The organism is Bacillus sp. 1A (assembly GCF_052682215.1).
On record NZ_JBQYLZ010000001.1, the window covers coordinates 1035466 to 1061053 of the forward strand.

Sequence of the window (25588 nt, forward strand, 5' to 3'; positions counted from 1 at the left end):
GATGCGGTTTTATTATCTTGATTTGCAATAACGCTAATCAGTTAGTAAATTAGAATTTAATAAGGGACATGGAAAGAACTAGGGAGAATAATATGAATTGGAGGTCCCACGTAAAGGAGAATACGATGAACCTTTTAATTAGAGAATTAGAAGTAGATGATTTAGACAATTTACCGGAGATTGATGATAGTTTTATAGTAAACTCTCGGTTAATTCTTTCTCTTTCAAAAGTAAATAAGCAAATAGAATATACAGTAGAAGACGTTCCAAGTTATGAGAAAAGTTATTTACAAGATCAATATGATGATGAACTAGTATACACTGAATATATAAATAAGCTTGATCAAGTAATTTACATAGCAATTTTACATGACCAAATTATAGGAGTAATGGTATTGAAAAAGAATTGGAATTACTATGCTTACATAGAAGATATAAAGGTGGATAAAAAATATCGTTCACTTGGAGTTGGTAGGAGGTTAATTGAGCAAGCAACGCAGTGGGCAAAAGAAAGCAATATGCCAGGTATAATGCTCGAAACACAAAATAATAATGTAGCAGCATGTAGGTTCTATGAAAAATGTGGGTTTGTAATAGGTGGGTTGGATTTTTTAGTATATAAAGGGATACATGAAGAAAGCGATGAAGTTGCAATGTATTGGTATTTGCATTTCAAATGAAAGTACACCAAAACTCGAATATATAAATTCCTCGCTGTTACATTCGGGACAAGCAAATAACTAAAAGAAAAAGGAGGTTTCTTTCTGAGAGTAGGGGGCATCTTTGATCTTGCTACCGATAATCAAATGATATGTTAATTAAATTTGGATATTGTATGCATCGTCTTTTCTTCAATTAAATAAAAATGTTATAAATTATTCTACATGAACCGATATACTTTTAGATAATACTTGCATTGAGAAAGGAACTCTAGCTTCAAAAGCTATAGTGTTTGTTGAATTTGGTGTGTTTGAGAAGATGTAAGAATCCTTAATACGTAATCTAAATGTTTTTTCAGATCCGAATGGACCAGTGTAAGAACTGACTTCGTCTAAAGAACTTCCCGCATATCTAACACCATTAACAGTTAAAGCCTCAGAATATGAATCCGGTGTACCTACTTCACTAACTTTCACATAAAGGTAATCGCCTTTAAGAACAGGAATAGTTAAGTAAGAACTTGCACTATACATTTTGTTATTATCGCCTACAGCACTAATGCTAACACTTCGTAGTGGAGAAGAATCCGCCTTTGAAATAGTTGGTAAAAATGCTAGTGTAAGTGCAAAACACATAGCTAACATGCTTATAAATTTTTTCATATTAATAACCCCTTAGGTATTTATTTAACATCCTGTATTTTACAGGTTAAAAATGTAAATTTTAATATCATTATATAAAGAATAAATATGTAATTATGCATATTTAATATAAAGTACACCAAAACTCGGATACATAAATCCCTTGTGGTTACATTCGGGATAAGCAAATAACTAAAAGAAAAAGGAGGTTTCTTTCTGAGAGTAGGGGGGACTCTTTGCTCTTGGTACCGATAATGAGACGTTATACTAACTTGACATGTATAGAGTATACAACCAAAATCAAACAACAAATCACTTCTTATAAATGGTAAAATAGGGAAAAGGAGGTCCTGTATAATGCCTTTAGAAAACTCTATTTATTACATTGGAGTTACTATTATATTAGTGATCATCGGTACACTGCTTGGGGGGATTATACGTTTAATTCAACATACTAGTAATTACAAAAAGCAAGATTCAGTTGAGCAAAAGTTAGATAAAGTTATTCAACTTTTAGAAAAACAAAACAAAGATTGACCTTACTCAAAATAGAAGTGGTTTGCAATAGCTCCCAATAACAAAAATTATGTAAATGAGCTGTCCATATGGACGGCTCATTTCATTATTTCTTAGCATGAGTTTTCTTCGAAATGTTGAAGATAACCAATTACTATCAAACTAACAAAAGCAAATATCCGCAAAACAAAACATAAGCCGGTCTTTGTCAAAAAGTAGGAGTTGTAAAAGTAGTACGGTCCCTTTATTAAACCGTTGATTCAGTCCCTCTTGGCTGATGAGTACTTCTGTTGATGCTTCTAAACAGCTAGATAACTGAGTAAAAGAAGTCATAGCTATATTTTGGCCACCCCATACATATAAAGCTACTAAATCTTTTTCTTGGTATTTACTGTTTCGTCGTACAAAACCAAAATCTCTAGCAAGATCCCGTAAGGTATTTGGAGATAAAAAACTTTGAATCTCTTGAGCAAATAGTTCTAATTCATCATACACAAAAACAGACATAAAAAAGCAATATTTTCCTATGATTCTACAGAAAGTATTGCCTATTTTTATATTTGTAGGATAGTTTTAGATACAAAAATACAGATGTTAGTAATATATATATATTTCATTTATTTTTTAAATAATTTAATATACAGAATATAAGATTAAAGGTATAAAGTTATCTTTACAAATGAGATATATCTAAAGTCTGTAAGTAAAGTGAAAATTACAAGAGTTGAAAAAGGTCTAACTCAACAGGAGTTGGCCGATATTGTTAACGTTACGCGATAAACCATTAGTCTTATTGAGAGTAATAAATATAACCTTTCTTTAAAACTTTGTATTCATGTAGCTAAAACATCAGATAAAATTTTAGATAAATTATTTTGGGAGGAACTTTAATATGGAAAAACTAAAAAAATGGTTTTCACTTAGTACACACTCGGATGAAAGAATTCAACAAATCGAAATGAAAATTTGGGCTCAATCTGGAGTTGTTGTCCTACTTTTAGCTTCCCTATATTAACTATTCTATCAACGGGCTCCTTACTAAAATAATGAAGAATCATCATTTGTTTATTCTGATTTCTGGAAAAGTGTTAATAGATTCATGCTGAACAAACATACTTTTTAGAAAGAGGAGAGATTATTAATGGATAGTCAATTACCATATCAACATCAAAAAAGAGAAAAGGCACTCGTGATTGGAGCTGGTATTGCAGGCTTGCTTACTGCACGCGTGCTTTCTAGTTATTTTGAGACAGTGATAGTTGTTGAAAAAGATGAGTTACCTCAAAAACCATCTGAACGTCCAGGTACACCCCAAGACTTTCATCCTCATCGTGTATTACCACGCGGAGAAATAATTATGAATCGTTTCTTTCCTGGATATGTTGATGATTTATTAAATTTAGGGGCCCATAATGTCAAGAATGATAAAATGATTCGATTTTCTCCTTATGGGGCACTTGAACTAGTTATAGAACGAAAAGGTGCAGCGAGCAGTCGAGCATTGTTAGAATGGACAATCCGCCAACGTGTGCAAGAAATTCCTAATGTACATTTTCATTCAAAGCAAGCTGTCACAGGTCTTTTAACTTCGTCTGATAACAAGCGTGTTATTGGAATTAATATTCAAGAACGAGACGAATTAAAAACAAAGCGAACTGTGTTAACTGATTTGGTAGTTGACACATGTGGTCGTCAATCTAAACTCAATAAATGGCTTACATCTATGGGATATGATGTTCCAGAACCAGAACGTTTAAAGGTGAATTTTGGATATAGCACGAGATATTATAAAGTACCGTCACATATCAAAGAGAAATTGAGTGCAATTTCTGAAGGAGATCCTGCTAAAAATGTTGGAGCTGTAGGGCTATTATATATTGAAGATAACATGGCTCAAGCGCTACTATTTGTTGCTGGAGGTACGCACTATCCACCAACTAATTCAACAGAATATGAAAAAGAACTGGATTCATTAGTTACCCCTATGATGAGGGAGTTAATTAAAGAGTTAGAACCAATTAGTGTCCCAAGAGGATTTAGAGCGCATGAGTCAACTCGTCAACATTTTGAACAAATGGAAAATTGGCCATCTGGATTATTAGTGTTAGGTGATGCTTTTTGTAACTTTGATCCCATTTATGGACAAGGGATGACTGTAGCCGCCATTGAAGCTGAAATGTTAGATACTTGTTTAAAAGAACATTCTACTCGTAAACTTGGATTCGAACGCAAAGTGCTGCAACGTATGCAACAAGCTATTGAGCCGGCATGGTGGCTGAGTTCAATTGCGGATTTACGTTGGAAAGGTGTTGAACATGTAGGTGCCGTTCCACTAAAAGGTGTGAAATTTGCACAGAAATATTTTGACTTATATCTTAAACAAGCTTTAAAGCGAGCAAGGGATGGTAATTCTACCATGCTCCAAAAATATATAATGATGAATGGGCTAGTTCATTCTCCTCATGAAATCATTAACTCAGATATGTTAAACATGTTAATCACTGGAGATGAGTCTTCGGAAGGGAATGAACTTTTGAACGAACTTGGAGAAGTAGATAAGAGATCACTGCAAGAAAGAATACATGAATTAATCCCTTCCTTTACATTAGCTTTTGAGAATAGCATTCCAAATCTGTTCTCTTCCATTTCAATCTCTAATGTTCAATAAGGAAAAGAAACATTGCTCTAATTAGGGCAATGTTTCTTTTGTTAGATAAGCAGTATTTAATCAACTACTTTTTCAATTATTGGCATTATAGCGATTGGTGGTAAAGAGTAAGTCCAAGCAGCAGCGTATACGTTTAATTTTTCACCTAATTTGTAGTTTTCACCATGGGATACAGGTACTCTTAAAATCTTATTTTGGGAAACTAGCTCCCACCAATTATTCTGATAATAAAGTGCTTCTTCTTTTGTAAAAGTATCAGCAACAATTAAGTAATTATCGTCTGCTGAAATAACATAGCCCGTGAAAGGTATTTGTATTCGTACCTGTTCCTCCTTAATTGGAGAAGTGTTATTGGCAGTATCTGCAGAAGCAGGTGTTAAGCCAAAAGTAAATCCGCACCCTAATGTTAATGTTGTAACTACTGTTAATAATTTTTGTTTTTTTGAAAACATAATAGAAAGCCCCCTTAAATTTTATTACCACACCAACACCTTTCTATTCATTTAGATATAAAGCCTTTTTGTATTCAAATATTTAACAATTTTGTCATAAGTAAAACAAAATTGTATGTGATATGTATTTTTTTAGAGTGATTTATGATATAATTCACTAGGTAAAGTATTTTCGTGGTTCATCTCTAAATAGTTTTTTACCCTACTTACTCTGTAAAATATTATTGGTGAAGAGAGAATGTTTTCTCTCTTCTTTTTTTATTTGACATCAATAATACCGATAATAAAGGATGTTTAATATTTTTTAGGCTACTTTGTTGTTGGTAATGAGTTTTGGTACTTATAATAAAATATGGTTTGATTAAGGGATTTAGTCTTGACGTATAGAATTCGCAAAATGTTGGTGTTCCTTCTTTATTTACATCAAATGTTAAATGTATTCCAATTTTAAATGAATTCAACATAATATTTTGTATCTATAATCCCAAAGGAAACTTTACATGGAAATGGAATTTTTCCTGCAGAAGCAGCTTGCATACAAGAAATTACCCAAGATTCCAATTCTAAAGGCAAACGATATACTTGAATATTACCATCACTGTTTTTTACAGTTACAATCGGTGCATTTACTCTGGTTGTAGCAAAATCGTCCGTTGTTATCATTCTTACTGCATCATTAGTGTGAAAACCGGTGTTTAAAACTTCATAAATCTGTCCATCTTTCTCTTTAATAACCATAGGTATATTTAAATAGAGATAGTTTTTTATATCATTATGAATAATTGCTCCTACTGCATTCTTTCTTATTTGAGACTCTTGCATTCTTTTATGCTCCTTTATAATGATTTAAACATGTTTACGTAAATTTATTCTATTTTACATCTATTATATTAGAAAATTGTAGTTTCATTTTATTATAAAAAGCATCAGTACATATAACAGAACTACTTTGCTGGTCAATATCAACAACAGTCATATATCCAGAGAGTAAATAACCATCTTCATAATATGTAATTAGTATTTCTTTTTCCGATAACAAAGAACATAACAACATATTTTCAATCAGTTCTTTTTCTTCAGTTGTTAAGATTGGTAGGGGTACTTTGTGTTGTTCCTTAATCATTTCACGAATCCCATCAAATTGAGACGTTAATGCGGCGAACGGAGTCCATTTTACCATCTTTCTTCCTTTTGGCATGTTGGCGTTACTCATGATTTGTGTCCTCCTATCAGTGTGTTTCTGTATCTAGCTTTAGCGCTATGCGTGTAGGAAATCCCACGTAAAATACTGTTTTTCCCAAACTTTGTGCGTATTTCATCCATTACTTTTATTAACTTCACTTCTTGTTCTCGCTGCGTTATATTATCAAAAAGAGAAATTTGTTCTTCTCCTTCTTGGAGCAGGTTTGTGAAGGAGATGTTTATGCTACGAATGGGTTCGCCAGTATATTGCTTATGTAAAAAGTATGTACAAATCTTATAAATATCCATTGTTAAGTTAGTCGGACGGCTTAAAGTATGTGTTTTTCTAATACCACCGCTGTAAACCTTGCTATAACCGACAGAAAAATGAACAGTTTGAGCAAGTTTATTTTGTCTTCTAAGCCGATAACAAACTTCTTCAATATGTTCCAGTAGAATAATCGGAAATTCTTCTATTGTGTAATCGCGCATGAGTATTTGGCTTTTTCCAACAGAAGTTGTGGCAGGAACATATTTTTCTGAAATGCAACTAAAGTCAATTCCATGGCTATGTAAGTGTAATTCTTCTCCAATTTTTCCGAAGTTCTGTTTTAAGTATTTAAGAGGATAATTTGCTAAATCTCCAATAGAGTGTATTCCCTTTCTATTTAATTGCTCTTCTGTTTTATATGATATGCCCCAAAATTTATTTAGTGGACGTATGCTCCATAATTTTGTTGGGACATCTTCATATTTCCAATAAGCAATGCCATTTTTATTCTTCTTGGCTTCAATATCTAAAGCTATTTTGCTCATTAAAGGGTTAGGGCCAATTCCTATTGTGCATTCGATCCGTGTTTTTGCATATATTTCACGTTTAAATTTCAACGCAAATTCATAGGGATTGTTAGCAAACAAATGAATACTATCCGTAATATCCATGAAGAACTCGTCGATGGAATATTGGTGAAAATCCTCAATAGGAACGTACTGCAAAGCTAACTTTGTTATGTAATTAGAGCATTTAATGTATGTTCCCATAATCGGATTTACAACAAGAATGTCTTTTCTGCGAGGAATCTCGTATAATCTTGCCATCTTCTTTACACCCAATGCTTGTAATGGTGGAGTGGCAGCTAGAACAATTGAACCGTTTCTATTTACATCACCGACTACTGCCAATTTTGTATACATAGGATCTAACCCCATTTTGATACAACTTACAGAAGCGTAAAAGCTACGTAAATCAACACATAAGAGGATTCTATTCGGTAAGATAGAATAGTTATACACTGTTATTCCTCCCTAAATCAAAAGAACGTTTGTTCTTATCATATACGAACTTGTATTCTTTTATAAAGAGGTTTTGTTTAAAAATAATTTTTTTCAGATATTCTCCTTGTGGGAGCAGCAGTTCTAACAACAATCAGTAATAGGGGGCGTGACACATGTCCATCAAGCTAAAATTTTGAAATACCCACAAAAAGAAAATTTTTATCTCTCTACACCAATTTATGAGAATACATTTTTTTCGTTTTGAGGATAATGAATTTCTTAACTTGATGGCAATGACCTCACATTAAAGTGTATGGATAATTTCTTTTAATTCGTATATTAACTTTCATAAATATAAAATTGAAGCATAGGTGTATGATAAACGTATGTAATATCCTTCATCCTGTCCATAAATGTGCCCTGGATTTATTAGTATTTCTTTTGCTAAAACCATACTAAATAAGGGTCGCAATAAAATTAAAGGTGAAATACACGGAATATTCAATATTATATATATCAACTTATTTAAAGGTTAATCTAATGTAATACCATGATACCATTGTTTTACATTAGATATAGATAATTTTGGAAAAGGGGAAGATTCTATGAATGTTCAATTAGAAAATGAACAAATAACAAAATTATTAAACGACTGGTATCAATCCATGTTAAAACAACAATTAGTTAAAGCAAACCAATTAAAAGAGTATATAGACAATGAAATTAACAATGTCAAAGAAAATCAAAACTTACTCTTATATTATTCTTTATTAGATTTTAGATACAAAGCATTAACAGATTGGATAAGTATTAACGAAAGCAGTTTTGATGAAATGGATAATTTCACAACTCCAGCAGATGACTTCCTGGCTTATTATTATCACTTCTTTAAAGCATTCCATTGTACTTTAACATCCAATTACACTGAAGCAAGTGAACACTATGAAAAAGCAAAAGAACTATTAATACACATTCCTGATCCAATAGAACATGCTGAATTTAATTATCGAATGGGATATTTTTATTATCAAATCTATAAACAAGTAATAGCACTTGATTATATAAAATTAGCTAAAGAAGAATTTTTAAAACATGAAGATTATAAAATAAATGTAGCACTATGTGACAATTTTATAGGTCTGTGTTGTATTGATTTAAAACATTTCGAATTAGCTGAGGAGTCATTTAATAAGGCACTAGACACATTCCAAAAAAATAACCATAAAAATTCTATCCTTATGGTAAGACATAATTTAGCTTGGTTATATTCAAAACAAAATTTATCTAAACTCGCGATTCGTCATGTATCTGAAGTAACAAAGAACAATCCAAACCATTTCAAAGCATTTTTCGTAGAAGCATATGAATACTATAAGATAAATGACCATAATTACAGCGATCAACTAATTCAAAAAGGATTAAAACTTAGTAACGATTTTAACAATCAAGAATTCCAACATCGTTTTAAAATTTTAAAAGCCCTCAACAACAACGTCCCTACATTAACTTTAGAAATATCGATTTCAGAAGGTATTACTTATTTCAAACAAGAAAAACTATGGGAATGCGTAAAAGAATATGCTGATATCTTAGCTCTAAAGTTTTATGAAGAAAATAACCATAACAAAGCAAGTCAATATTTTTACATGAGCAATACAGCTCAAAAAAATGAATTAGAAAAAGGAGCGTTAAAATAATGAAAAAAATCTATCTAACTATACTTGGAATATCTTTAATTAGTATCCTATCGTTAGGGTTAAACGACTCTTTTAAAAATCAAGCTGTAAATATAGGAGACGGTGGAGGTGCACCAGCAAGACCAGATTATTTATTACAAACACACGCTGACTTATAAGAAAAAAACACCTTCATTCTGATATGATCCCCTTATAGTAGACAGTAAAAAGAAAGCACATTAATCTGTTTACTATGGAGGGGATTTTTCTATGGGCAAAATTAGAGTAACTTATGATATAGAATGTAAGAAAAAAGCAGTAGATTTATACTTGAAAGAAGGAATGGGATACAAAACGGTTGCTAAAGAATTAGGAATTGATCACTCGGTAGTAAGACGTTGGGTGAAACACTTTGAAGCTGAAGGTATCAAAGGACTAGAAGAAAAACGTGGTAAAACGAAAGGTCCAGGTATAGGTAGACCAAAAACCAATCCAGAAGATCCAGAAGCTAAAATGAAACGATTAGAAGCGGAGAATGAAATGTTAAAAAAGCTCTTAGGGATGTAAAAGGAGGAGTGGAATCTGTACCAAAAACGAAGAAGTTTGAAGCCATCAAAGGGCTATCAGAAAAAGGTTATGCAGTTACCATTCTATGTGATATCGCTGGAGTAACTAGAGGTGGGTACTACAAATGGATAAAGCGACAGTTGACGCCTTCTGAAAAACAATTGGAGGATACCGAAATAAAAAAGAAGATATTGGAGTGTCATAAAAAACTTAAAGGGATTTATGGATACAGGAGAGTACAAGTTTGGCTGAAAGCCACTTATAACCTTCATTTTAATCACAAACGTATACAAAGGTTGATGGGTGAACTAGGTATCAAAGCCATTATTAGGAGAAAACGACCTTATTACGGGAAGAAAGAGGCTTACGTGATTTCAGATAACCATCTGAACAGGGATTTTCAAACTTCCAAACCAAACGAAAAATGGGTAACAGATATTACCTATTTGATTTTCAATGGACAGAGATTGTACTTATCCGCTATTAAAGACCTATACAACAATGAAATTGTTGCCTATGAAATTAGCCGTAGAAATGACCTGAAACTAGTACTAGACACACTTAAAAAGGCAAGAAAAAAACGAAACGTGAAAGGGATTCTCCTGCATAGTGATCAGGGGTTCCAGTACACATCTCGTCAATATCATCAACTACTCAAAAAATATCAGATGAAGGCTAGTATGTCCAGAAAGGGAAACTGTTGGGACAATGCTTGTATAGAAAGCTTCTTCAGTCACTTTAAGTCAGAGTGTTTTCACTTATACTCTTTTCGCACAGCTGATGAGGTTAAGTTTGCTGTGCGCAAATATATACACTTTTATAATCACCAAAGGTTCCAGAAGAAACTAAATAACCTGAGTCCCTATAAATATAGAACTCAGGTTGCTTAGTTGTGTTTTTTGAATACTGTCTACTTGACAGGGGTCACTTTAGTAAAGGGTGTCTTTTTCTTTTGAAATAGGGTAATGTGTGATTAAATGTAGCAACTGATGCGGAGAATAGTGTTAATAGTTTTACTACTTCTGCAATCTAAATTAAAAATCGTTACTTTATAAGATAAAGGGAAAGCAATAGTAATAGAGTTTATTTTTCACTTGTGAAATCCTCATATAAAAAAGCTATAAGGTTGATAGGTTTTTTAAAATTACTTAATTCGCATGTTAAACAATATATATAAATACATCTGCTTCTCTATTTTTTTATCAAACAAATCATTGTTTTGGTGACGAAAAAAGTGACAATCAAAATTCTATTCGTTATATACAATAATGTCTTGAAAAAGAGTACACGCTTTAATCACTTTTTAGTTTACAAATTATTAATCGGACTATGTTTATTGTGTTGATTTACAAGATCTTTACTTGTCATATTAATATATTTTCTAACCATCTCAATTGATGAATGTCCTAATATATTTTGAAGAGTCATCACATCGCCATTATTTGATAGACCAGATTTTATAATTCAACAAAATGGATTACGAGTTGCAATTGAAGCTACTACTATTAATCCTACTGCAGGAAAAATAAATATAGATAAACAAGAAATGCTTACTAAAAAGGAACTTGAGTATAAACAAGACCACGAGTTATCAATTAAATTTGGAAGTCCTTTATTTTCAAAACTCAACAAGCGTTATTGGGGGCTTGAACATTGTAAGGAGATTCCCTTTGTATTAGCAATTGAAGCTTTTCATGAAAAGGGTTCACTCAGATACTCAAGTAGTTCCTTAATTCAATATTTATATGGTGAAAAGGACAAAGGACACATTAACGAAGAAGGGAGTTTAGTTGTTGAGAAAGAAAAAATCTACGAACATAAAGTCGGGAAAAAGACAATTCCTTCTGGCTTCTTTTATCAACCTAATGTGGAGAATATAAGTGCAATAATATTTAGTAATAGTGGAACGACTGCCAAGTTTAAGAGAATGGGTTATCAAGAGGGATTATATACAACACATATGAATGTAATACGAAGAGGCATGGCGTATGACTATACTCCTAATGCGTTAACTCCAGAATACTTTGTTCATAATTTAGCAGAACGTTCGAATGAGAGTTGGGGTGAAGGACTAGTGGTTTGCTTAAATCCAAATGCTAAATATCCAATTCCACAGGACTTCTTTGTTGATGCTGTTCAATACTATGTGGTAGATGGTAATACTGTTGCGGATATAATAGGTTTTCATCCTTATAGTTCGGAGACACTTACTATTTCTGCTGAATATGAAAGGGGACAGCTGTCACAAGAAATAAGAACATTATACAAATCAGAACTTGATAATTTAATTTCATATTTACCAGTTCCTCCTAACGCAACTGAAGTTGAATGGTATATATCCATTGATGAAAATATTATTGGTTTGATACTACTTGATAAGACAGATAAAACTTGGAACTATGTTTGTTTGAAAAAAGGGGAGACTAAATATAGAGCCGTTGATATTGAAATTGATTTTGATGAACTCTCTACAGTAAGAAATAATCTTTTTGAAAAAATGTTATCATACATTTTGTAACTTTATTAAGTGAAGAGACTAAGTAGCTACTCTAAATAGCTACCTCTTTTTATTTGTATATAATTGTCTTAGATTTTATTTAATGATTAAATGTTGGGGATTGGTTAATTTCAACCAATTAAGTTTATAAAAAACAACCATAATATTACATTTTAAGATATAATAACAAATGCGAACTCTATCTAATATTGTTAAAAGAAAGCTATTCTTGTTAAGAATTCTTTTTTACATAATGATTTATTAATCTGAAAGTATTTATATTCCCTTAATTATACATTAGTATTAAAATATCACATTTTTGAGGAGTGTTATAAAGTGCTTCAATTAAAAGAAAAATTACTACATTACAGTGAAAACAAAGAGTTATTACAAATGTTTTATAATGGAGTCGAAAATGAACTAGAGATTTTAAATATTCATCTAAAATCTATTGAAGCTGATATCCTAGCAGGTCTACATATACAGGATGATAAAACTGTTGAAGAAGCACTTGAGGACCATAAATTTGAATGCGATAGAAGCACATTTGATGAAGTCCTACCTTTAATAAATGGTATAAATATACATATTGAAAAGATACCTTCTTATCCATATAAGAGATATGATAGAGACGGAGAATATGAGGAAACAGTGTATTTATATGATTATCAAGATGTTTTACAGTTGTTCAAAGAATTAGACCATTTCACATATTTTGTAACTATGGTTTATATAGCGCAGAACATGGAGAATTATGAGGTTTGGAGTGGTATTGCTCTAAGGGTTAAACAGGTCTTAAGACAACTAAATATCAAAATACCTAATTACGGAAAAAGAGTATTTGTTGCAATGTCATTTAATGACGAGTTAAAAGAATTAAGAAAACAACTTTGCGAAGTTATTGAGGCAAATGGCTTTAAACCAATTATCATTGATTCTAAAGAACATAACAATCAAATTGTTCCTGAGATATTCTATGAAATTGAAAGGGCAGAGTTTGTCATCGCCGATTTAACTCATCATAAAGCGGGAGTTTATTATGAAGCGGGATATGCAAAAGGCATTGGTAAACAGGTAATTTTCACTTGTAGGAAAGATGAATTTGAAAAAAGACATTTTGATGTAGCACAAACAAATACAATCGTTTGGGAATTCGAGTATGAATTGAACCGAAAATTATCCTCTCGAATCGAAGCAATGTATCTTTTAGAAGAAGTTAGGTAACTGTTTTAATCTGACTTTATGTAAATGATTAAATAGAAATAATGAGGTCTTATATAGTGGGGAAAGTATAGAGTAGGTTGATATCTTTTAGTCTACTCTATACTTCTATTTCTTTTCTTTATAACATGTCTGATATCTTATAAAAACACTTTTAATTAAATTATTATAAAAATATTGTTGACTTTTAATAAAAAATGAAGTCTCTCTGTTTTTTATATTTTTGTAATGAAATTTTGATTTTATTAGCTTAATTATATCAAAACTCCAAAAACACTTTCAGGAAAATATACATTTTTAAATGAAAGTGGTAATGGGGTTCACTTAAAAATTGTAGGGTGAAGAGGTGTTTTAATGAATAAAAAAAGCCTAGGAGTGTTGTCTTCTTTATTACTAAAGCGTTCTAATGCAATTGAGTTTGTTGCAGTGACATTTGTGAGCGCTTTTGCCATTAGTATCTTAGCGAGTAGTATTACCTTAGTACAGGGGTTTAAAGCTTCAGTGGGAATATATGTTGGATTTATTCTATTTGCCATTGTTTTGCTTTATTTTATTTTAAAGATTTATAGAAATTTATCAAATACTAAAGTAATAACAGGGTTCATTGTGAGGGATGAAAAAGAAAATTCAATCTTAAAAATTGCTAGATATCCATTTTCTAATGAAATAGCAGAATATCTAAACGCAGCTTTTGCAGAGAGTCCAGATATAAAAGCTATTTGGGAGAGAGAACCGTTAAAAATACGTTCAATGGAAGACCATGTGAAGTGGAGTAACAATCGGTCAAGGCAACTTGTACACGAAGCAGTGGAATATTTTGTTATCGAGGAATTATCAACACACCTTTCTTCGTATTTTAATAATGAAACGTTTGAAAAAGATAATATCCGAGAAATCGGACGAAATGATATTCCAGAAATTTTATATGAAAATAGATTTTTACAGTTGTTTTCAAAACCAATGGAGGAAAGAGCTGCTTTTGAAAGAAATATTCAAAGGGAAAATAATGAAAAAAAACAGGTTAATGATAAAGAAGAGTTTATTATTGATGGGAAAAAGGTAACTTTTACTAGGGGAGAAACAGTAATGAGCTCTGGCTCAAATGGGGCAATATATCAAAGATTTGACCTTGTTCTGTCGCTAAATACCAAGGTAAAGAGATTGGATAAGCATAGCATAAGTATAGAAACTGAAAGGTTTAATTTAAATATTAAAACTGTTGTTGACGGGCAAGCAAGTTTACCTGAGGGATTTATGAAGTATTATTTACAAAAAGAATCTATGGACTATTTTTTTAACGTTTTTGAAATTAAATTAGTAATAAATATTCGTTTCAAGGTCAAGAACTTCTTTCTTAAACATAGATTAGAGTATTTCAGATGGATTGACTCTTTCCTAGAACGATTAAATTCAAGATTCTCGAAGGATGTTTTCTTTGAAAAATTAAATTGGGAAAATGCTTTTACCGTACTACAATTTCTCAAACAAAGTTATCCTGTAACAGAGAAAAATGAATCAATTTGTACTAATAGCGTTCAGGATAATGAACAAGAAACTATAAATTCATAAGACGAAAGAATAAAAAATGTAATAAAGATTAAATATTATCCAGAAAAACTTAAAATTATTAAGAAAGCATAATCTTGCCAGCTTAGATTGAATATAATATTATGGTTAAAAAAAGTACACACTGTATCATATCGAAAATGCGAACTAGTTAACGAGATTCTTTCTAAAAACAGCCTTATCAATGGCTGTTTTTTTACGTTTATAAAGGAGCGAAATTGATTTGTATAATTGCTATCGTTAGAGTGTACTTATACGATAACGTTTGGTGGAAAATTATAAACTAAGTAATAGTAAAGATTTGTATCCTATTTTTATTAACATTCTATATATCATATAAATTGCACTGGGATTGTTGTATATTGGAAATGGTATCAGGTTTATAAATTCAATAGTGTTAATTTTAGACCCTTCTCCTTAAATAATACCTTCTAAAACGTAAGTATGTCGGCTTCACTTATCATAGTACATATGAATTCTTTCCTTCTGCGAGCTGAATTTGGTCTGCAAAGTAAAGAGCGTGTGGTACTTTATGTATTTTAAATTCACATTCTTCAATGATTCATTATTCTAAAAGTATATAGGGGATGGATGGTTTTGTATGCCCCTTTGTTTGCAGTTCTAAAATTTAATTTGAGGAGATGCTTCTTTTAAATGAGTATTAGAGTAGCTTATTCAGTGGATTGAAGCTCTCGTTATCTTCTTTCAGTTTGTTAGAAAATATATATAAAGCAACGTTTAGTGTGTCTTTATACTGGTATGAAGTAAAATTCTAATCCACAATACCAAGATTATTAGTTATGATAAAATTGCCATATACAGCACAGTTAAGGACCCCAAGGAGGCTCTTAACGATGAATGGAAGCGTCAAAAAAGATAAGAAAACTTTATATTGTTGATATTGGTATTGCCCTATTAACAGGTAAACGAAAGCAAAAGAAAAAAAGGGGATTCATTACTAAAAAATAAGCGAAAAATGTTTTAACAAAGCTGCTGTCAGAAGTCCATACTGGAACATATGTAGAACCTAGTAAGTTACTTTATGGTGAATATCTTGAGAGTTAGTTTAATACGAAGAAGCATAGTGTTGGTATTCAAACCGCAAAGGTACTGAAAGGATATTTAAACAGTCGCATCATTCCTTCTCTAGGCAATATCAAAATAGCTAAGTTAACATCATTGCACATGCAAAACTACGTTAATTCGCTGCGAGACGAAGGTTTAAAGAGAGGGACAATCGAGAAGATAACCAAAATCATTCGGAACTCTCTTGAACATGCAATAGATTTGGAGTTAATTACTAAAAATGTTGCAGCGAAAACCAAGTTGCCTAAAGGTGATAAGGAAGAGTTAACTGTTTGGAATGAACAGGAAGTACAGTTATTCTTAAAAGCTGCGCAGGATAGCAGGTATTCTATTGTCTTTCATATGGCTCTTGTAACTGGAATGAGACAAGGTGAACTGCTGGGATTGCGGTGGAAAGATATTGATTTAGCCAAACGTTAAGTCATGATGGGAAGACGTTTTTGCTTGGAGGAAAGACTAAATCAAGTTTAAGAAAAATACTATTACCTGTATCAACACTAGCGAAGCTAAAGAAGCATAGATCAGCCGTATTGAAAGAGAAGCTGAGTCAAGGTGAGGAATACCAAGACAATGACTTGGTGATGTGTACGCCTTCTGGAACACCAATTAATCCTGCAAATGTAAGAAGAATTTTAAGCGCTTTGATTAAGAAGTCAGCTGTTCCTAAGATTCGATTCCATGATTTACGCCATACACATGCAACCTTGTTATTGGCTAAAGGTGTGAATGTGAAGGTGATTTCTAAGCGGTTAGGACACAGCAACATCAAAATTACATTAGACACTTACTCACATGTTTTGCCAACGATGCAGGAAGATGCAGTTAACAAAATAGAAGAGATTTTGTAGGTAATGTGACCAATTCTGTGACCACTGATGTTTTTGAGTATGAAAGTAAACAAGTAAAAACCGCATCAAACGTTGAGTTGACACGGTTTCTGTACTTATGACCCCGGAGAGGCTCGAACTTACGACCTCCACCCTATCAAGGTGGAGGCCTTTTAGCTAATTTAGTCTTCCTTTTGTATTAAAAACTCCCAAAACTTCTTTAATTCCTCCTGCTTTTGAGGAGAGGCACTTTTAATAGCTTTAAACCACTGTTCTAATTCTGTATCAGTTACCTCAATATTATCTCTTGTAATGAATCCTATTTCTTCTAATAAGGATTTTGTGCTTATATTCATGGCATTTGATATCTTTTCTATTACTAAAAGCGTGGGTTCTACAGGTTTTCCAGTTCTTGAATCTACACCTTTTTCAAGTTTGTCTATATAAGTATGACTAACATCAGATTTTTGAGCAAACTCGCGTAAGGATAGTTTATTTGTTAAACGATAATTTTTTATAATTTCACCAAGAGTTTTCTTCATATATAATCCTCCTAGTACAATTGTAAACAATAATTTACAAAAAGAAACTAAAATAGAGAAAAAACATGTAAAACATTGTTGACGTTTAAGTAAACTATGGTTTACAATTGTTTTGTAATCATATGAATACATAAATGGAGAGGAGTAGAGCAATGAATAAGATAGCTGAATTAAGGAAAGAAAAACTAATATCACAAGAAAAGTTAGCGGCACAAGTTGGTTTATCGCGCACTTATATTTCTGAGATAGAGAATAATAAAAAACAACCTAACGTTAAGTTAGCTATAAAAATAGCAAAAGTTTTAGGAACAAGTGTGGAATCTATTTTTAGCTCCTCTTGTAAACTATAGTTTACAATAATAGAGGTAGAGAATTTGATTGCCAATATAGCTGTTCCATCATAATTTAGATAGTCCAATTAATAGTAAAAAATACAGAAGAGGAAGTGTTCAATATGAATATGAAAACATTTGAAATGCGTGAAAAACGTTTAGCAGAACTATTAGGTGCAAAGGTACTATGGGAATTTATAAGTGCTGTCACAGAGGAAATTGAAAAACAAGAATTAGAGTCTACTCCAGGTTTATTAGAAGATCTATTCATACATGTGAAAGAAACTATACAAATCCAAAACATGAACAAGAGCATAACAAAAGCCCCTATAAAAACAGAGGCTGATGGTATAAATAAAGACACATTATTTATGGAAGCATATGTAGAATTAATCAATCATAAGTTTGTTATTTCTGAATTAGCTGTAGAGCTTTCATCTGTTCTAAAAGAATTAAATTGTTTTGTTCAATCATCTTTGCCACAGCTTCAAAGTGAGCTTGATTCTCAAGAACCTCAAGCTGCTTCTCTTTAGGGAGTGATTGAAGTATTTCTTTTATTTCTTTACACTCGTATATGTTATTCTTCGAGTCTTTAATTAATTTATTGCGACGATTGGTGTATTCAAGTGCACCTAGAGTCGCTAATGCGCGAGGATCTAATCCTAGAATTTCCATGTATTCCTCTCCTTTCCTCTACAATAATTCGATAGGGGAAAGGAGATTCCTTTAATGATTTGCTAGAGTTTTTATATAGTTATATAACATGTTATTTGTTAGTGGGAATGTTATTTAGCTGGAATACAATAGAATTAGACTTAAAAGAGCTTCAAAAAAGGATGAGAAGAAAGCGGAAGCCAGTAAGTCTGACTCCTTTCCCTTAAATAATCTACTTATGGAACGGTTGTTTACTTGTAAAATGAATTTTAAATTGGGTTCCTTGAGGGAGATTTGATTGACGGAGGGAATGGATAGATAAACAAAATTAAAGAGAATTGTAATGGAAAGAACTATAGGAAATATTTAAGGAGTTATTAGATAATATGTTTTTTAGTATTTAAGAAGAGTCGCGTGTATAAATTATTACATATCAAAATAAACGATTAGTCATTAAATAGAGAGAAGGGCATCGATTATTTGTATAGATGAAATAATGGGGAGTAGGAAATTAATATAAGTAGAGTGTGGAATCCTGAGTATCTCTTGAATATTAATAAGCATCAAATTTTATATTGCGATACTTATAGGTGATGCACCAACTGTTACTACTGTATTTACGGTATAGTCAACGGAGTTAAGGATAGTAACCGTGTTTTGTTCTGGTTGAGCAATATAGATAAATTCTCCATCAGGTGTAAACGCAGCGCTTTTTGGGTCGTTTATGGAAATAGTTCCTGTGGATTGGTGTTGTGCTGTATCAATAATATTGATTTCATCTATAGTTTCTTCTCCTAGCAAAGCTACAGGTTGATTAGGTGAAAGAGCAAGGAACGAGTAGTAATACGTTCCAGTAATAATACTGCCAATCTCTTGAAAAGTGGACAAGTCAATAACTGCAAGTAGGGTCCCAGCCCCCGGAAGTTCTTCTGTAACATAAGCTAAGCCATCAAGCAAACTAATTTCTATGATGCTTGGATAATCCATTGAAGTAGGAAGATCTACTATAATTTCTCCTGTATTTAGATCAACCTTTACAATACTCCAAGTTGTATAATTTACGATGTAGGCGTATTGTCCATTCGGATCAATTGCTATACTTGAAAATCCAAATCCTCCAAGTGAGATGGTATTAGTAATGGTTTGAGTTAAGAGGTTAATAACAGTAATGCCCATTGAACCAGTTAAAAAATTTAGTATATACGCAAACTGATTATCCGGAGAAAACCCAATATCAATTGGATTGTTTATTGAGAAAGTAGAGATAATGGTAAGTGTTTCATTATTAATTGTAGAAACACGATTATCATTTGAGTGCAAAACTAAAGTGTATGTTTTGTTTGGATTAACAGCAACTTTAATTGGCTGATATGGAAGATTGATTACATGCTGGACAGTCTTTGTTGCTGTATTAATTACTGAAAGAGTATTATCATCTCTATTTGCTGTAAAAGCATAAACCGGAGGATTTGGTGGCACTGGTAAAACAGAAAGGGTGCCATTTAAGATAAATGTATTTTCATCTTGTGGCGTAACTGTTAAACTCTTAAGTTTAAAGCTACTAAAATCAAAGCAGCAATTCGGATCAGTTGTATAATAAACAATCTGATTGATAGAGAATTTATGCCATTTAGAAAAAGCTGCATCTCCTTGTCCATATTGATTTTGAACAGGAGAAATACTAACAAGCATTGTAAGTACTCCATATATGCGAACACTGTGTACTGGATAGGAACCATCTGGTAGATCAGTTTGAAGAAGGCAAGGGTTCGGTGTTTGCAGCGTACATGGTTCAAATGCACATTTTAATCGGTTTGTATTCCAGGTGACAGCACCGGTATAATTCGTATCATTAATTATATATCCTTCAGGAGCTGTAATTAAAACCTCAAAATCTACATATTGATTGCACGTACCTTGGCAAGGTAACATGGACCTCACTTCCTTTATCAAATATTATGTTCTAATCAATTTGGTATATAAAATTGATTACATACCGTATTAAGACAAAAATTTAAAAAACTATGCTTTTTAGTAAAATAATCATGTTTGAAAGGCATTTTCTATTTGATACAACATACAAATACATAGCACTGTTCTATATTATGTTGCATATTCTCTAATGCTTGGACATATTGTGGTTATTACTCTCAAGATAAAACCCGAACGAATAATGGTAAAACATTCTGATGAAAAATTAAAAAAAGCGGAAGCGCGTATTGCGTTTTTAGAAGCGGAATTGGCATTCCTAAAAAAGTTAGACGAACTCGAAAGGAGGCGTTACAGAAGCAGCGTTAACACCACGAGATACATACAAACTGATTGAACAAACTATACGTCGATTCCAATTCCCACGTATGATTGGTTACCTTTGCACACTAGCTGTATTAACTCATTTTATTTTTTGAAGCAATATCTCTTATGGGCACTATCCTCGTATGTCATTCTTCTCGGTATTCTTCAGCTAAGTGAGAGGGATATGACGAAATAGGAGGACCAATCTTAAAGTGGGATAAATTGGTCTTTGAAATCGGTATACAGTTCTTTAATAAATACAGTTTTTGCAATATGTCTTTATCTATGGGATGAAGCATGCCATCTGTCATTATGAAATAATTGTGATGATAGATAAATATTTTTCCTTCGGGTAGAATTGTGTGATTAGATAAGTTTGCATAAATAGGTGGCCCATCTGAAAATTGATCTAAACTACGTTTTGAAACTTTAATAATTTCTTGAACTGTAAATTTAAATTTGCGAAATGCTATCGTGTTAATGAAAGGACGTTTTTGATTATTTTCTATATAAAATAACTCTTTTTTTTCATTTTGCACAACCCGTAGATTTGGAATTGATTCTGTAAGGGTTATGGGGGGACCTTCTGCATATTTGTAGATAAATGGATCGGGGATTAAGACAATTTCATTTTGATTATATTTGAAGTAGGAAAGCATGTCTTTCGAAATGAGCCTACGTTTTAAATTATCAATTAAAAACACTTCACCTTGTGAATTACTAAACAAAATACCATTTAAATCTTTTGAAGGGAGGTTAACATATAGGTTTTGGAAAGAAAATGGTGTTTTAAAAGTAATATCGAGTACTTTGCTAATGGGATAAAAAGGTTGGAATGTATTTAGGCGTTTCCAAAACATTGCATCTCCAACAAACCAATATAAAGGATTTGTATCCCAATATTCACAGTATTTTTCATAAGCTTTTAATAATATTCTTCTAGTATGCATAACTGAACAGTGATCTACAATATTTGCAGCTGTATATAAAATTTCTGAAGCTTCTCTCACAAATTCATGTATAGGTTGTAGATTATAATCAACATATTTTACGTATTGAGAAGAGTACACTACATCTATTTCAGGATGTTTTTCTAAGAAAGATAACATTTCAGCTAATCTATTTGGAAGGTACATAGTATCATCCGTTAAATAGCAAATATAATCCCCACGGGTTAATGGAAGTGCCTCATTGATAAGTGTTGCATATCTTGTGGTTTTATATCTCTCATTATCTTGTATAAAACTATTCTTATAATTAATTCGAGGATCATCTAAATAATTTTTTATGATATTTATAGTTTCTGGACAGGAGTTATCATCCATAATAAAAAGTTCCCATTTGTTATAAGTTTGCATTAGAACACTTTCAATAACTTGATTTATTAATGTTGGTTTATTATAGCTAGTAAGGATAATTGAAATTAGCGGTTGCAAAGTCTTCACCTCTTCTGAGAATAATAAATAAAAATCCTTTATTGATACTCTCTTTTTTGTGCTTGAATAGTTTATTACTTTTTCATAGATATGGTATGGACTATAGTGGAGTGAAAAAGGTACATGGGTGAATATAAATACTGCTAAAGACTTTAATAGATGTATAAATCTTTTTAAAAATTATTGGAACGGATTGTCCTTTCTGTTTATATAATAACGTAACTGTTTTTGTATTCGTTGATAAGGAGGAGAGGGAGATTTGCCTAAAATTTCAGTAATAATGACAAGTTACAATAAGCCTACGTTTGTTGAAAAATCGATATTAAGTGTATTAAACCAAAGTTTTCAAGATTTTGAGCTTTTTATAATGGATGATGATTCTAATGAAATGACCCAGAAGGTAATTCAGCCATTCATAAATAAGAAAAATGTACATTTTTATAAAAGTAATGTGGCCCATATTTCTGAACGGACAAAAAAAGTCAGATATGCTGCTTTAATTAATGAGGCACTTAAGCATGCGAAAGGGGAATATATTACTTATATTACAGATGATAATCAATATGAAAAAGAACGACTCGAAAAGATGTCTAGTTATCTTGATGAGAATAAAGATGTTCAAATTATTTACTCTGCATCAAAAACGATTCATATAGATGAATCAGATTTACCTATTAAAACGGTTGAAAGACCTGCTAAAAAAATTACTAATAATGCCCCATGTACCATTGATCATTGTTCTATTATGCATAGAGCCTCTGTTTTACCAATTATTGAAAAAAGGTGGAATTCTTACTGGGATGAAGATCCTCAGTTTTATCGGCTAGGAGATGCACGCTTTTTTTGGAGATTAAATCACTATTGGGATTTTTATCCTTTAGATGAAATTTTAGATATCAATTATATTACTCCTTATTCAATACATGCACAGTTATTTGCCGAAGAAAAAAATGAATTTGTACAATTATTACCACCACAAAGAACATGTAAAGAATTAAGAGAAGACTTAAGAAGAAAAAGAGGGTGAAAAATTGAGTGACATTTATTTGAAAAATTACTGGTTATTAAATCTAGAGTATATAAATATTTTTTCCGAGTTAAAGCATTATAACATTCCTTTACCATTACTGAGTAATTTTTATCAATATTTAGATGCAGATGTAAAAAATAAAATGAAAGAAAATAATTTTTATAAGCAATTGTCAATTGAACCCATAGAGGAAACACAGTTACAGTTAGAGTTTGAAAAAAGAATGTCTTCATTTCAATCAAAAATAAAAAGAAAAAATCGAAATGGAGCAATCCTCCTAAATTCAGATTATCTCCGTTTTTCAGTAAGTAACTTTACCCACTTTAATCCAAATCAAACAAAGATATTAACAAGATCAAAAAAGACAGAACTTTACGGTCTTCCTACAATTTGTGCACCAGATTATATAAATAAAGCCTCTAATACCGCACATGTTTTCATAGAAAAAGCTAAAGAACTCTTTTTAAAGTTTAATAAACACCCACTATTATCAAACATGTTTTTTCAAAAAAAATTACTCAGCGACCTTCCTATCATGATTGAGAAACTTAATATGGCTTATTTTATTTTTAAAGAACAAGAGATTTCTGGTGTGATTGTTGGTACTACGGAAGATATAACAAGTAGAGCTCTTACTTTTCTTTCTAGTAGTGAGGGGATACCAAGTTATTGTCTGCAGCATGGTGCAATAATGGGAGAAGAAGCATACTTTCCGGTTTTTGCAACAAAGCAGGTCGTATATGGAAAATATGAGCGAGATTGGTACCTACAAAAAGGGGTCAGCGAATCTCAAATTGAGATAATAGGACACCCCCGATATGATGAGATTTTCGATAGAGCATATATGGATAAAAAGAATCTTTTAAAAAAATTAAAAATAGACCCCTCTACAAAAGTGGTTTTTATTGCAACACAGCCATTTAAAACTTCATTTTATATTGAACTAATAGAAGAATTAGTGAAAGACAAAAATATTACAGTTATTATAAAGCCTCATCCTTGGGAAAAAGCGCGTAACCTAGTGAGTGAGTATGTTCGGTTAAGTAACTTATACCCTAATGTTAAATATATAACAAATGAAGTGAACATGTATGATGTTATTTTTAATGCAAATCTTGTGGTTATCTCTAATTCAACAGTAGGGTTAGAGGCAATGTTATTAGATATACCTGTAATTGTTTATAAATCGTTATTAGAAGAGAGAAATTATAAATATTATGATGAATTAGATTGGCTTGTAAATCACTCTATTGAAGATATGCTGAGCACGATTGAAAAGGTTTTAAACAATTCTTTGCAGTCAGATCTAGCAAAAGAATTAGGTAAACAATTTATTCACAAAAATTATCCTCAAGAAGTAAGTACGAAAAAGTTGCAAAGCTTAATTCAAAGTATACAAGATTGAACTACTTGCCACTTAATATCCTTACGGATTGTTTGAAGTGGGAGATTCCTAAGTACAGAAACCTAACGGTTTCTAATTCAGTAGGCTATCCCCGTAGTTCCTACGGTTAAAAGACGAATTGCTTCTTTTCTAAGATTGAGCGCTGCATTTCGATCTCTATCGTGATGTGTGCCACAAGAAGGACAATCCCACTCAAGAATGGTTAGATTTTTAACACCTTTGTTTTTGTATTCACAATTAGAGCATAATTGACTAGAAGCAAATGTTTTAGATACCATAACAACTTGGTTGTCATACCATTTTGCTTTATATTCCAACATAGTCCGAAATTGCGATCAAGATACTTCACTAATCGCTTTTGCAAGCTTTCTATTTTTGAGCATGTTACTGATTTGTAAGTCTTCCATACCGATAACATCGTGGTTTTTGATGATTTCAGTAGAAAGTTTATGTAAGTAATCAGCTCTTGCATTTGCAATATGTTCATGGATTCGTGCAGTTTTCACACGTTGTTTATTCCAGTTAGAAGAGCCTTTTGTTCTTCTAGAAAGGATACGCTGTGCCTTCGCTAACTTTTCTTCTAATGTACGGAAGAATTTAGGGTTCTTGTATGTTATGCCATCAGAAAGAATGACAAAATCTTTTAACCCCACATCGATACCAACAGAAGAACCTGTTTTTTCTAACGGTTGCACTTCTGTTTCTGTAAGAATAGACACAAAGTGTCTACCGCTTGGATTTAGTCTGATCGTGGCATATCATTTTGTTTCTTGAAAAAACGTGAAAAGGAATCTGCGAGGTTTTTCAATGAGGATTGAAGAGCGGTACTATCTACTTCTTTTAACCACAGCGTATCTTGTCGTTTTTTAGTTGCGTAAGCTCGGCAGAGCAAGAAGGATAGGTTAATCCTTTTCCTGATTCTTTATACGTATCATTCCAAAGAGCAAGAAAATGGTTAAATACAAAGCGACTGCAACCAATCGTTTTAGCAATTAATATTTCTTTTTTCTTATTTGGGTAGATACGAAATTTAGATGCTTTATTTACTAAGATAGGTTGC

Annotated in this window: 23 protein-coding genes and 4 pseudogenes; 17 read left to right on the forward strand and 10 right to left on the reverse strand. The window is 31.9% G+C overall.

Annotated elements, in window-relative coordinates; translation table 11 throughout:
- Window positions 1–125 precede the first annotated feature (125 nt).
- Window positions 126–680: a streptothricin N-acetyltransferase SatA gene (gene satA / locus ACUN0F_RS05235; protein ID WP_327988106.1), complete on the forward strand. Its 555-nt coding sequence runs from the start codon at window positions 126–128 to the stop codon at window positions 678–680.
- A gap of 195 nt (window positions 681–875) precedes the next feature.
- Here satA and ACUN0F_RS05240 read toward each other — a convergent pair whose 3' ends face one another.
- Window positions 876–1322, reverse strand: a complete 447-nt coding sequence (locus ACUN0F_RS05240) for a hypothetical protein (protein WP_327988105.1) — start codon at window positions 1320–1322, stop codon at window positions 876–878.
- A 336-nt stretch (window positions 1323–1658) separates the two neighbouring features.
- Here ACUN0F_RS05240 and ACUN0F_RS05245 point away from each other — a divergent pair, with 336 nt between their 5' ends.
- Complete coding sequence (locus tag ACUN0F_RS05245) at window positions 1659–1838, forward strand: DUF4083 family protein (protein WP_327988104.1); 180 nt, start codon at window positions 1659–1661, stop codon at window positions 1836–1838.
- Between the two features lie 192 nt (window positions 1839–2030).
- On the opposite strand, the pseudogene ACUN0F_RS05250 reads toward ACUN0F_RS05245, so the two are convergent.
- Window positions 2031–2324: pseudogene (locus ACUN0F_RS05250) on the reverse strand (IS4 family transposase); the annotation flags it as partial.
- A gap of 162 nt (window positions 2325–2486) precedes the next feature.
- Between ACUN0F_RS05250 and ACUN0F_RS05255 the strand changes: the two are divergent.
- The 3 genes and pseudogenes from ACUN0F_RS05255 (at window position 2487) to ACUN0F_RS05265 (ending at window position 4485) form a co-directional block, all read left to right on the forward strand.
- A pseudogene (locus ACUN0F_RS05255) lies at window positions 2487–2708 on the forward strand (helix-turn-helix transcriptional regulator).
- A 1-nt stretch (window position 2709) separates the two neighbouring features.
- Window positions 2710–2832 carry a hypothetical protein gene (locus ACUN0F_RS05260; RefSeq protein WP_327988118.1) on the forward strand — a complete coding sequence of 41 codons (123 nt, stop codon included), beginning with the start codon at window positions 2710–2712 and terminating at the stop codon, window positions 2830–2832.
- A 126-nt stretch (window positions 2833–2958) separates the two neighbouring features.
- Window positions 2959–4485, forward strand: a complete 1527-nt coding sequence (locus ACUN0F_RS05265; protein WP_327988103.1) for an FAD-dependent oxidoreductase — start codon at window positions 2959–2961, stop codon at window positions 4483–4485.
- A 56-nt stretch (window positions 4486–4541) separates the two neighbouring features.
- Here ACUN0F_RS05265 and ACUN0F_RS05270 read toward each other — a convergent pair whose 3' ends face one another.
- The 4 genes from ACUN0F_RS05270 to ACUN0F_RS05285 form a co-directional block, all read right to left on the reverse strand.
- Complete coding sequence (locus ACUN0F_RS05270; RefSeq protein ID WP_327988102.1) at window positions 4542–4937, reverse strand: DUF3221 domain-containing protein; 396 nt, start codon at window positions 4935–4937, stop codon at window positions 4542–4544.
- A 447-nt stretch (window positions 4938–5384) separates the two neighbouring features.
- A complete protein-coding gene (locus tag ACUN0F_RS05275) occupies window positions 5385–5759 on the reverse strand; it encodes a hypothetical protein (protein ID WP_327988101.1) in 375 nt (124 codons plus the stop codon).
- A 49-nt stretch (window positions 5760–5808) separates the two neighbouring features.
- The gene (locus ACUN0F_RS05280; RefSeq protein WP_327988100.1) at window positions 5809–6150 is read right to left on the reverse strand and encodes a YolD-like family protein; all 342 of its coding nucleotides are present in this window, start codon (window positions 6148–6150) and stop codon (window positions 5809–5811) included.
- Window positions 6147–7412: a Y-family DNA polymerase gene (locus ACUN0F_RS05285; protein ID WP_327988099.1), complete on the reverse strand. Its 1266-nt coding sequence runs from the start codon at window positions 7410–7412 to the stop codon at window positions 6147–6149. Before ACUN0F_RS05285 ends, ACUN0F_RS05280 begins: the two co-directional genes overlap by 4 nt.
- A 587-nt stretch (window positions 7413–7999) precedes the next feature.
- Here ACUN0F_RS05285 and ACUN0F_RS05290 point away from each other — a divergent pair.
- From ACUN0F_RS05290 to ACUN0F_RS05325, 8 genes and pseudogenes are all read left to right on the forward strand, one after another.
- A complete protein-coding gene (locus ACUN0F_RS05290) occupies window positions 8000–9091 on the forward strand; it encodes a response regulator aspartate phosphatase (RefSeq protein WP_327988098.1) in 1092 nt (363 codons plus the stop codon).
- Entirely contained in the window at window positions 9091–9249 is a 159-nt protein-coding gene (locus ACUN0F_RS05295; RefSeq protein ID WP_000725639.1) for a Phr family secreted Rap phosphatase inhibitor, read from the forward strand. Before ACUN0F_RS05290 ends, ACUN0F_RS05295 begins: the two co-directional genes overlap by 1 nt.
- Window positions 9250–9340: 91 nt before the next feature.
- Window positions 9341–9637 carry a transposase gene (locus ACUN0F_RS05300; protein ID WP_445539224.1) on the forward strand — a complete coding sequence of 99 codons (297 nt, stop codon included), beginning with the start codon at window positions 9341–9343 and terminating at the stop codon, window positions 9635–9637.
- Between the two features lie 8 nt (window positions 9638–9645).
- Window positions 9646–10527, forward strand: coding sequence for an IS3 family transposase (locus ACUN0F_RS05305; protein WP_445539225.1), 882 nt, complete (start codon window positions 9646–9648; stop codon window positions 10525–10527).
- A gap of 656 nt (window positions 10528–11183) precedes the next feature.
- Complete coding sequence (locus ACUN0F_RS05310) at window positions 11184–12155, forward strand: hypothetical protein (protein WP_445539226.1); 972 nt, start codon at window positions 11184–11186, stop codon at window positions 12153–12155.
- 315 nt (window positions 12156–12470) lie between these two features.
- Complete coding sequence (locus ACUN0F_RS05315) at window positions 12471–13358, forward strand: nucleoside 2-deoxyribosyltransferase (RefSeq protein WP_445539227.1); 888 nt, start codon at window positions 12471–12473, stop codon at window positions 13356–13358.
- 351 nt (window positions 13359–13709) lie between these two features.
- Window positions 13710–14924 carry a hypothetical protein gene (locus ACUN0F_RS05320; RefSeq protein WP_445539228.1) on the forward strand — a complete coding sequence of 405 codons (1215 nt, stop codon included), beginning with the start codon at window positions 13710–13712 and terminating at the stop codon, window positions 14922–14924.
- Between the two features lie 851 nt (window positions 14925–15775).
- Window positions 15776–16855 (forward strand): annotated as a pseudogene (locus ACUN0F_RS05325) (tyrosine-type recombinase/integrase).
- 161 nt (window positions 16856–17016) lie between these two features.
- On the opposite strand, the gene ACUN0F_RS05330 reads toward ACUN0F_RS05325, so the two are convergent.
- The gene (locus ACUN0F_RS05330) at window positions 17017–17376 is read right to left on the reverse strand and encodes a helix-turn-helix domain-containing protein (RefSeq protein ID WP_445539229.1); all 360 of its coding nucleotides are present in this window, start codon (window positions 17374–17376) and stop codon (window positions 17017–17019) included.
- Between the two features lie 152 nt (window positions 17377–17528).
- Between ACUN0F_RS05330 and ACUN0F_RS05335 the strand changes: the two genes are divergently transcribed.
- Entirely contained in the window at window positions 17529–17726 is a 198-nt protein-coding gene (locus ACUN0F_RS05335) for a helix-turn-helix transcriptional regulator (protein WP_001033049.1), read from the forward strand.
- Window positions 17727–17830: 104 nt separating this feature from the next.
- Window positions 17831–18241 carry a hypothetical protein gene (locus ACUN0F_RS05340; RefSeq protein ID WP_445539230.1) on the forward strand — a complete coding sequence of 137 codons (411 nt, stop codon included), beginning with the start codon at window positions 17831–17833 and terminating at the stop codon, window positions 18239–18241.
- Window positions 18242–18932: 691 nt separating this feature from the next.
- Here ACUN0F_RS05340 and ACUN0F_RS05345 read toward each other — a convergent pair.
- Window positions 18933–20294, reverse strand: coding sequence for a YncE family protein (locus ACUN0F_RS05345; protein ID WP_327989207.1), 1362 nt, complete (start codon window positions 20292–20294; stop codon window positions 18933–18935).
- Between the two features lie 509 nt (window positions 20295–20803).
- Entirely contained in the window at window positions 20804–22093 is a 1290-nt protein-coding gene (locus ACUN0F_RS05350; protein WP_327989206.1) for a glycosyltransferase family 2 protein, read from the reverse strand.
- Between the two features lie 259 nt (window positions 22094–22352).
- Between ACUN0F_RS05350 and ACUN0F_RS05355 the strand changes: the two genes are divergently transcribed.
- Both ACUN0F_RS05355 and ACUN0F_RS05360 read left to right on the forward strand, forming a co-directional pair.
- Window positions 22353–23120: a glycosyltransferase family 2 protein gene (locus tag ACUN0F_RS05355; protein ID WP_033704264.1), complete on the forward strand. Its 768-nt coding sequence runs from the start codon at window positions 22353–22355 to the stop codon at window positions 23118–23120.
- A gap of 4 nt (window positions 23121–23124) precedes the next feature.
- Entirely contained in the window at window positions 23125–24528 is a 1404-nt protein-coding gene (locus ACUN0F_RS05360) for a CDP-glycerol glycerophosphotransferase family protein (protein ID WP_445539231.1), read from the forward strand.
- Window positions 24529–24605: 77 nt separating this feature from the next.
- On the opposite strand, the pseudogene ACUN0F_RS05365 reads toward ACUN0F_RS05360, so the two are convergent.
- A pseudogene (locus tag ACUN0F_RS05365) lies at window positions 24606–25581 on the reverse strand (RNA-guided endonuclease TnpB family protein).
- Window positions 25582–25588: the final 7 nt, after the last annotated feature.

Excerpts from the sequence above, each read along its gene's own strand:
- ACUN0F_RS05245 (WP_327988104.1), top strand. The coding sequence starts at position 1,659 with ATGCCTTTAGAAAACTCTATTTATTACATTGGAGTTACTATTATATTA.
- ACUN0F_RS05320 (WP_445539228.1), top strand. The coding sequence starts at position 13,710 with ATGAATAAAAAAAGCCTAGGAGTGTTGTCTTCTTTATTACTAAAGCGT.
- ACUN0F_RS05240 (WP_327988105.1), bottom strand. The coding sequence starts at position 1,322 with ATGAAAAAATTTATAAGCATGTTAGCTATGTGTTTTGCACTTACACTA.
- ACUN0F_RS05330 (WP_445539229.1), bottom strand. The coding sequence starts at position 17,376 with ATGAAGAAAACTCTTGGTGAAATTATAAAAAATTATCGTTTAACAAAT.
- ACUN0F_RS05340 (WP_445539230.1), top strand. The coding sequence starts at position 17,831 with ATGAATATGAAAACATTTGAAATGCGTGAAAAACGTTTAGCAGAACTA.
- ACUN0F_RS05335 (WP_001033049.1), top strand. The coding sequence starts at position 17,529 with ATGAATAAGATAGCTGAATTAAGGAAAGAAAAACTAATATCACAAGAA.
- ACUN0F_RS05265 (WP_327988103.1), top strand. The coding sequence starts at position 2,959 with ATGGATAGTCAATTACCATATCAACATCAAAAAAGAGAAAAGGCACTC.
- ACUN0F_RS05275 (WP_327988101.1), bottom strand. The coding sequence starts at position 5,759 with ATGCAAGAGTCTCAAATAAGAAAGAATGCAGTAGGAGCAATTATTCAT.
- ACUN0F_RS05345 (WP_327989207.1), bottom strand. The coding sequence starts at position 20,294 with ATGTTACCTTGCCAAGGTACGTGCAATCAATATGTAGATTTTGAGGTT.
- satA (WP_327988106.1), top strand. The coding sequence starts at position 126 with ATGAACCTTTTAATTAGAGAATTAGAAGTAGATGATTTAGACAATTTA.
- ACUN0F_RS05300 (WP_445539224.1), top strand. The coding sequence starts at position 9,341 with ATGGGCAAAATTAGAGTAACTTATGATATAGAATGTAAGAAAAAAGCA.
- ACUN0F_RS05270 (WP_327988102.1), bottom strand. The coding sequence starts at position 4,937 with ATGTTTTCAAAAAAACAAAAATTATTAACAGTAGTTACAACATTAACA.
- ACUN0F_RS05280 (WP_327988100.1), bottom strand. The coding sequence starts at position 6,150 with ATGAGTAACGCCAACATGCCAAAAGGAAGAAAGATGGTAAAATGGACT.
- ACUN0F_RS05310 (WP_445539226.1), top strand. The coding sequence starts at position 11,184 with ATGCTTACTAAAAAGGAACTTGAGTATAAACAAGACCACGAGTTATCA.
- ACUN0F_RS05290 (WP_327988098.1), top strand. The coding sequence starts at position 8,000 with ATGAATGTTCAATTAGAAAATGAACAAATAACAAAATTATTAAACGAC.
- ACUN0F_RS05260 (WP_327988118.1), top strand. The coding sequence starts at position 2,710 with ATGGAAAAACTAAAAAAATGGTTTTCACTTAGTACACACTCGGATGAA.
- ACUN0F_RS05295 (WP_000725639.1), top strand. The coding sequence starts at position 9,091 with ATGAAAAAAATCTATCTAACTATACTTGGAATATCTTTAATTAGTATC.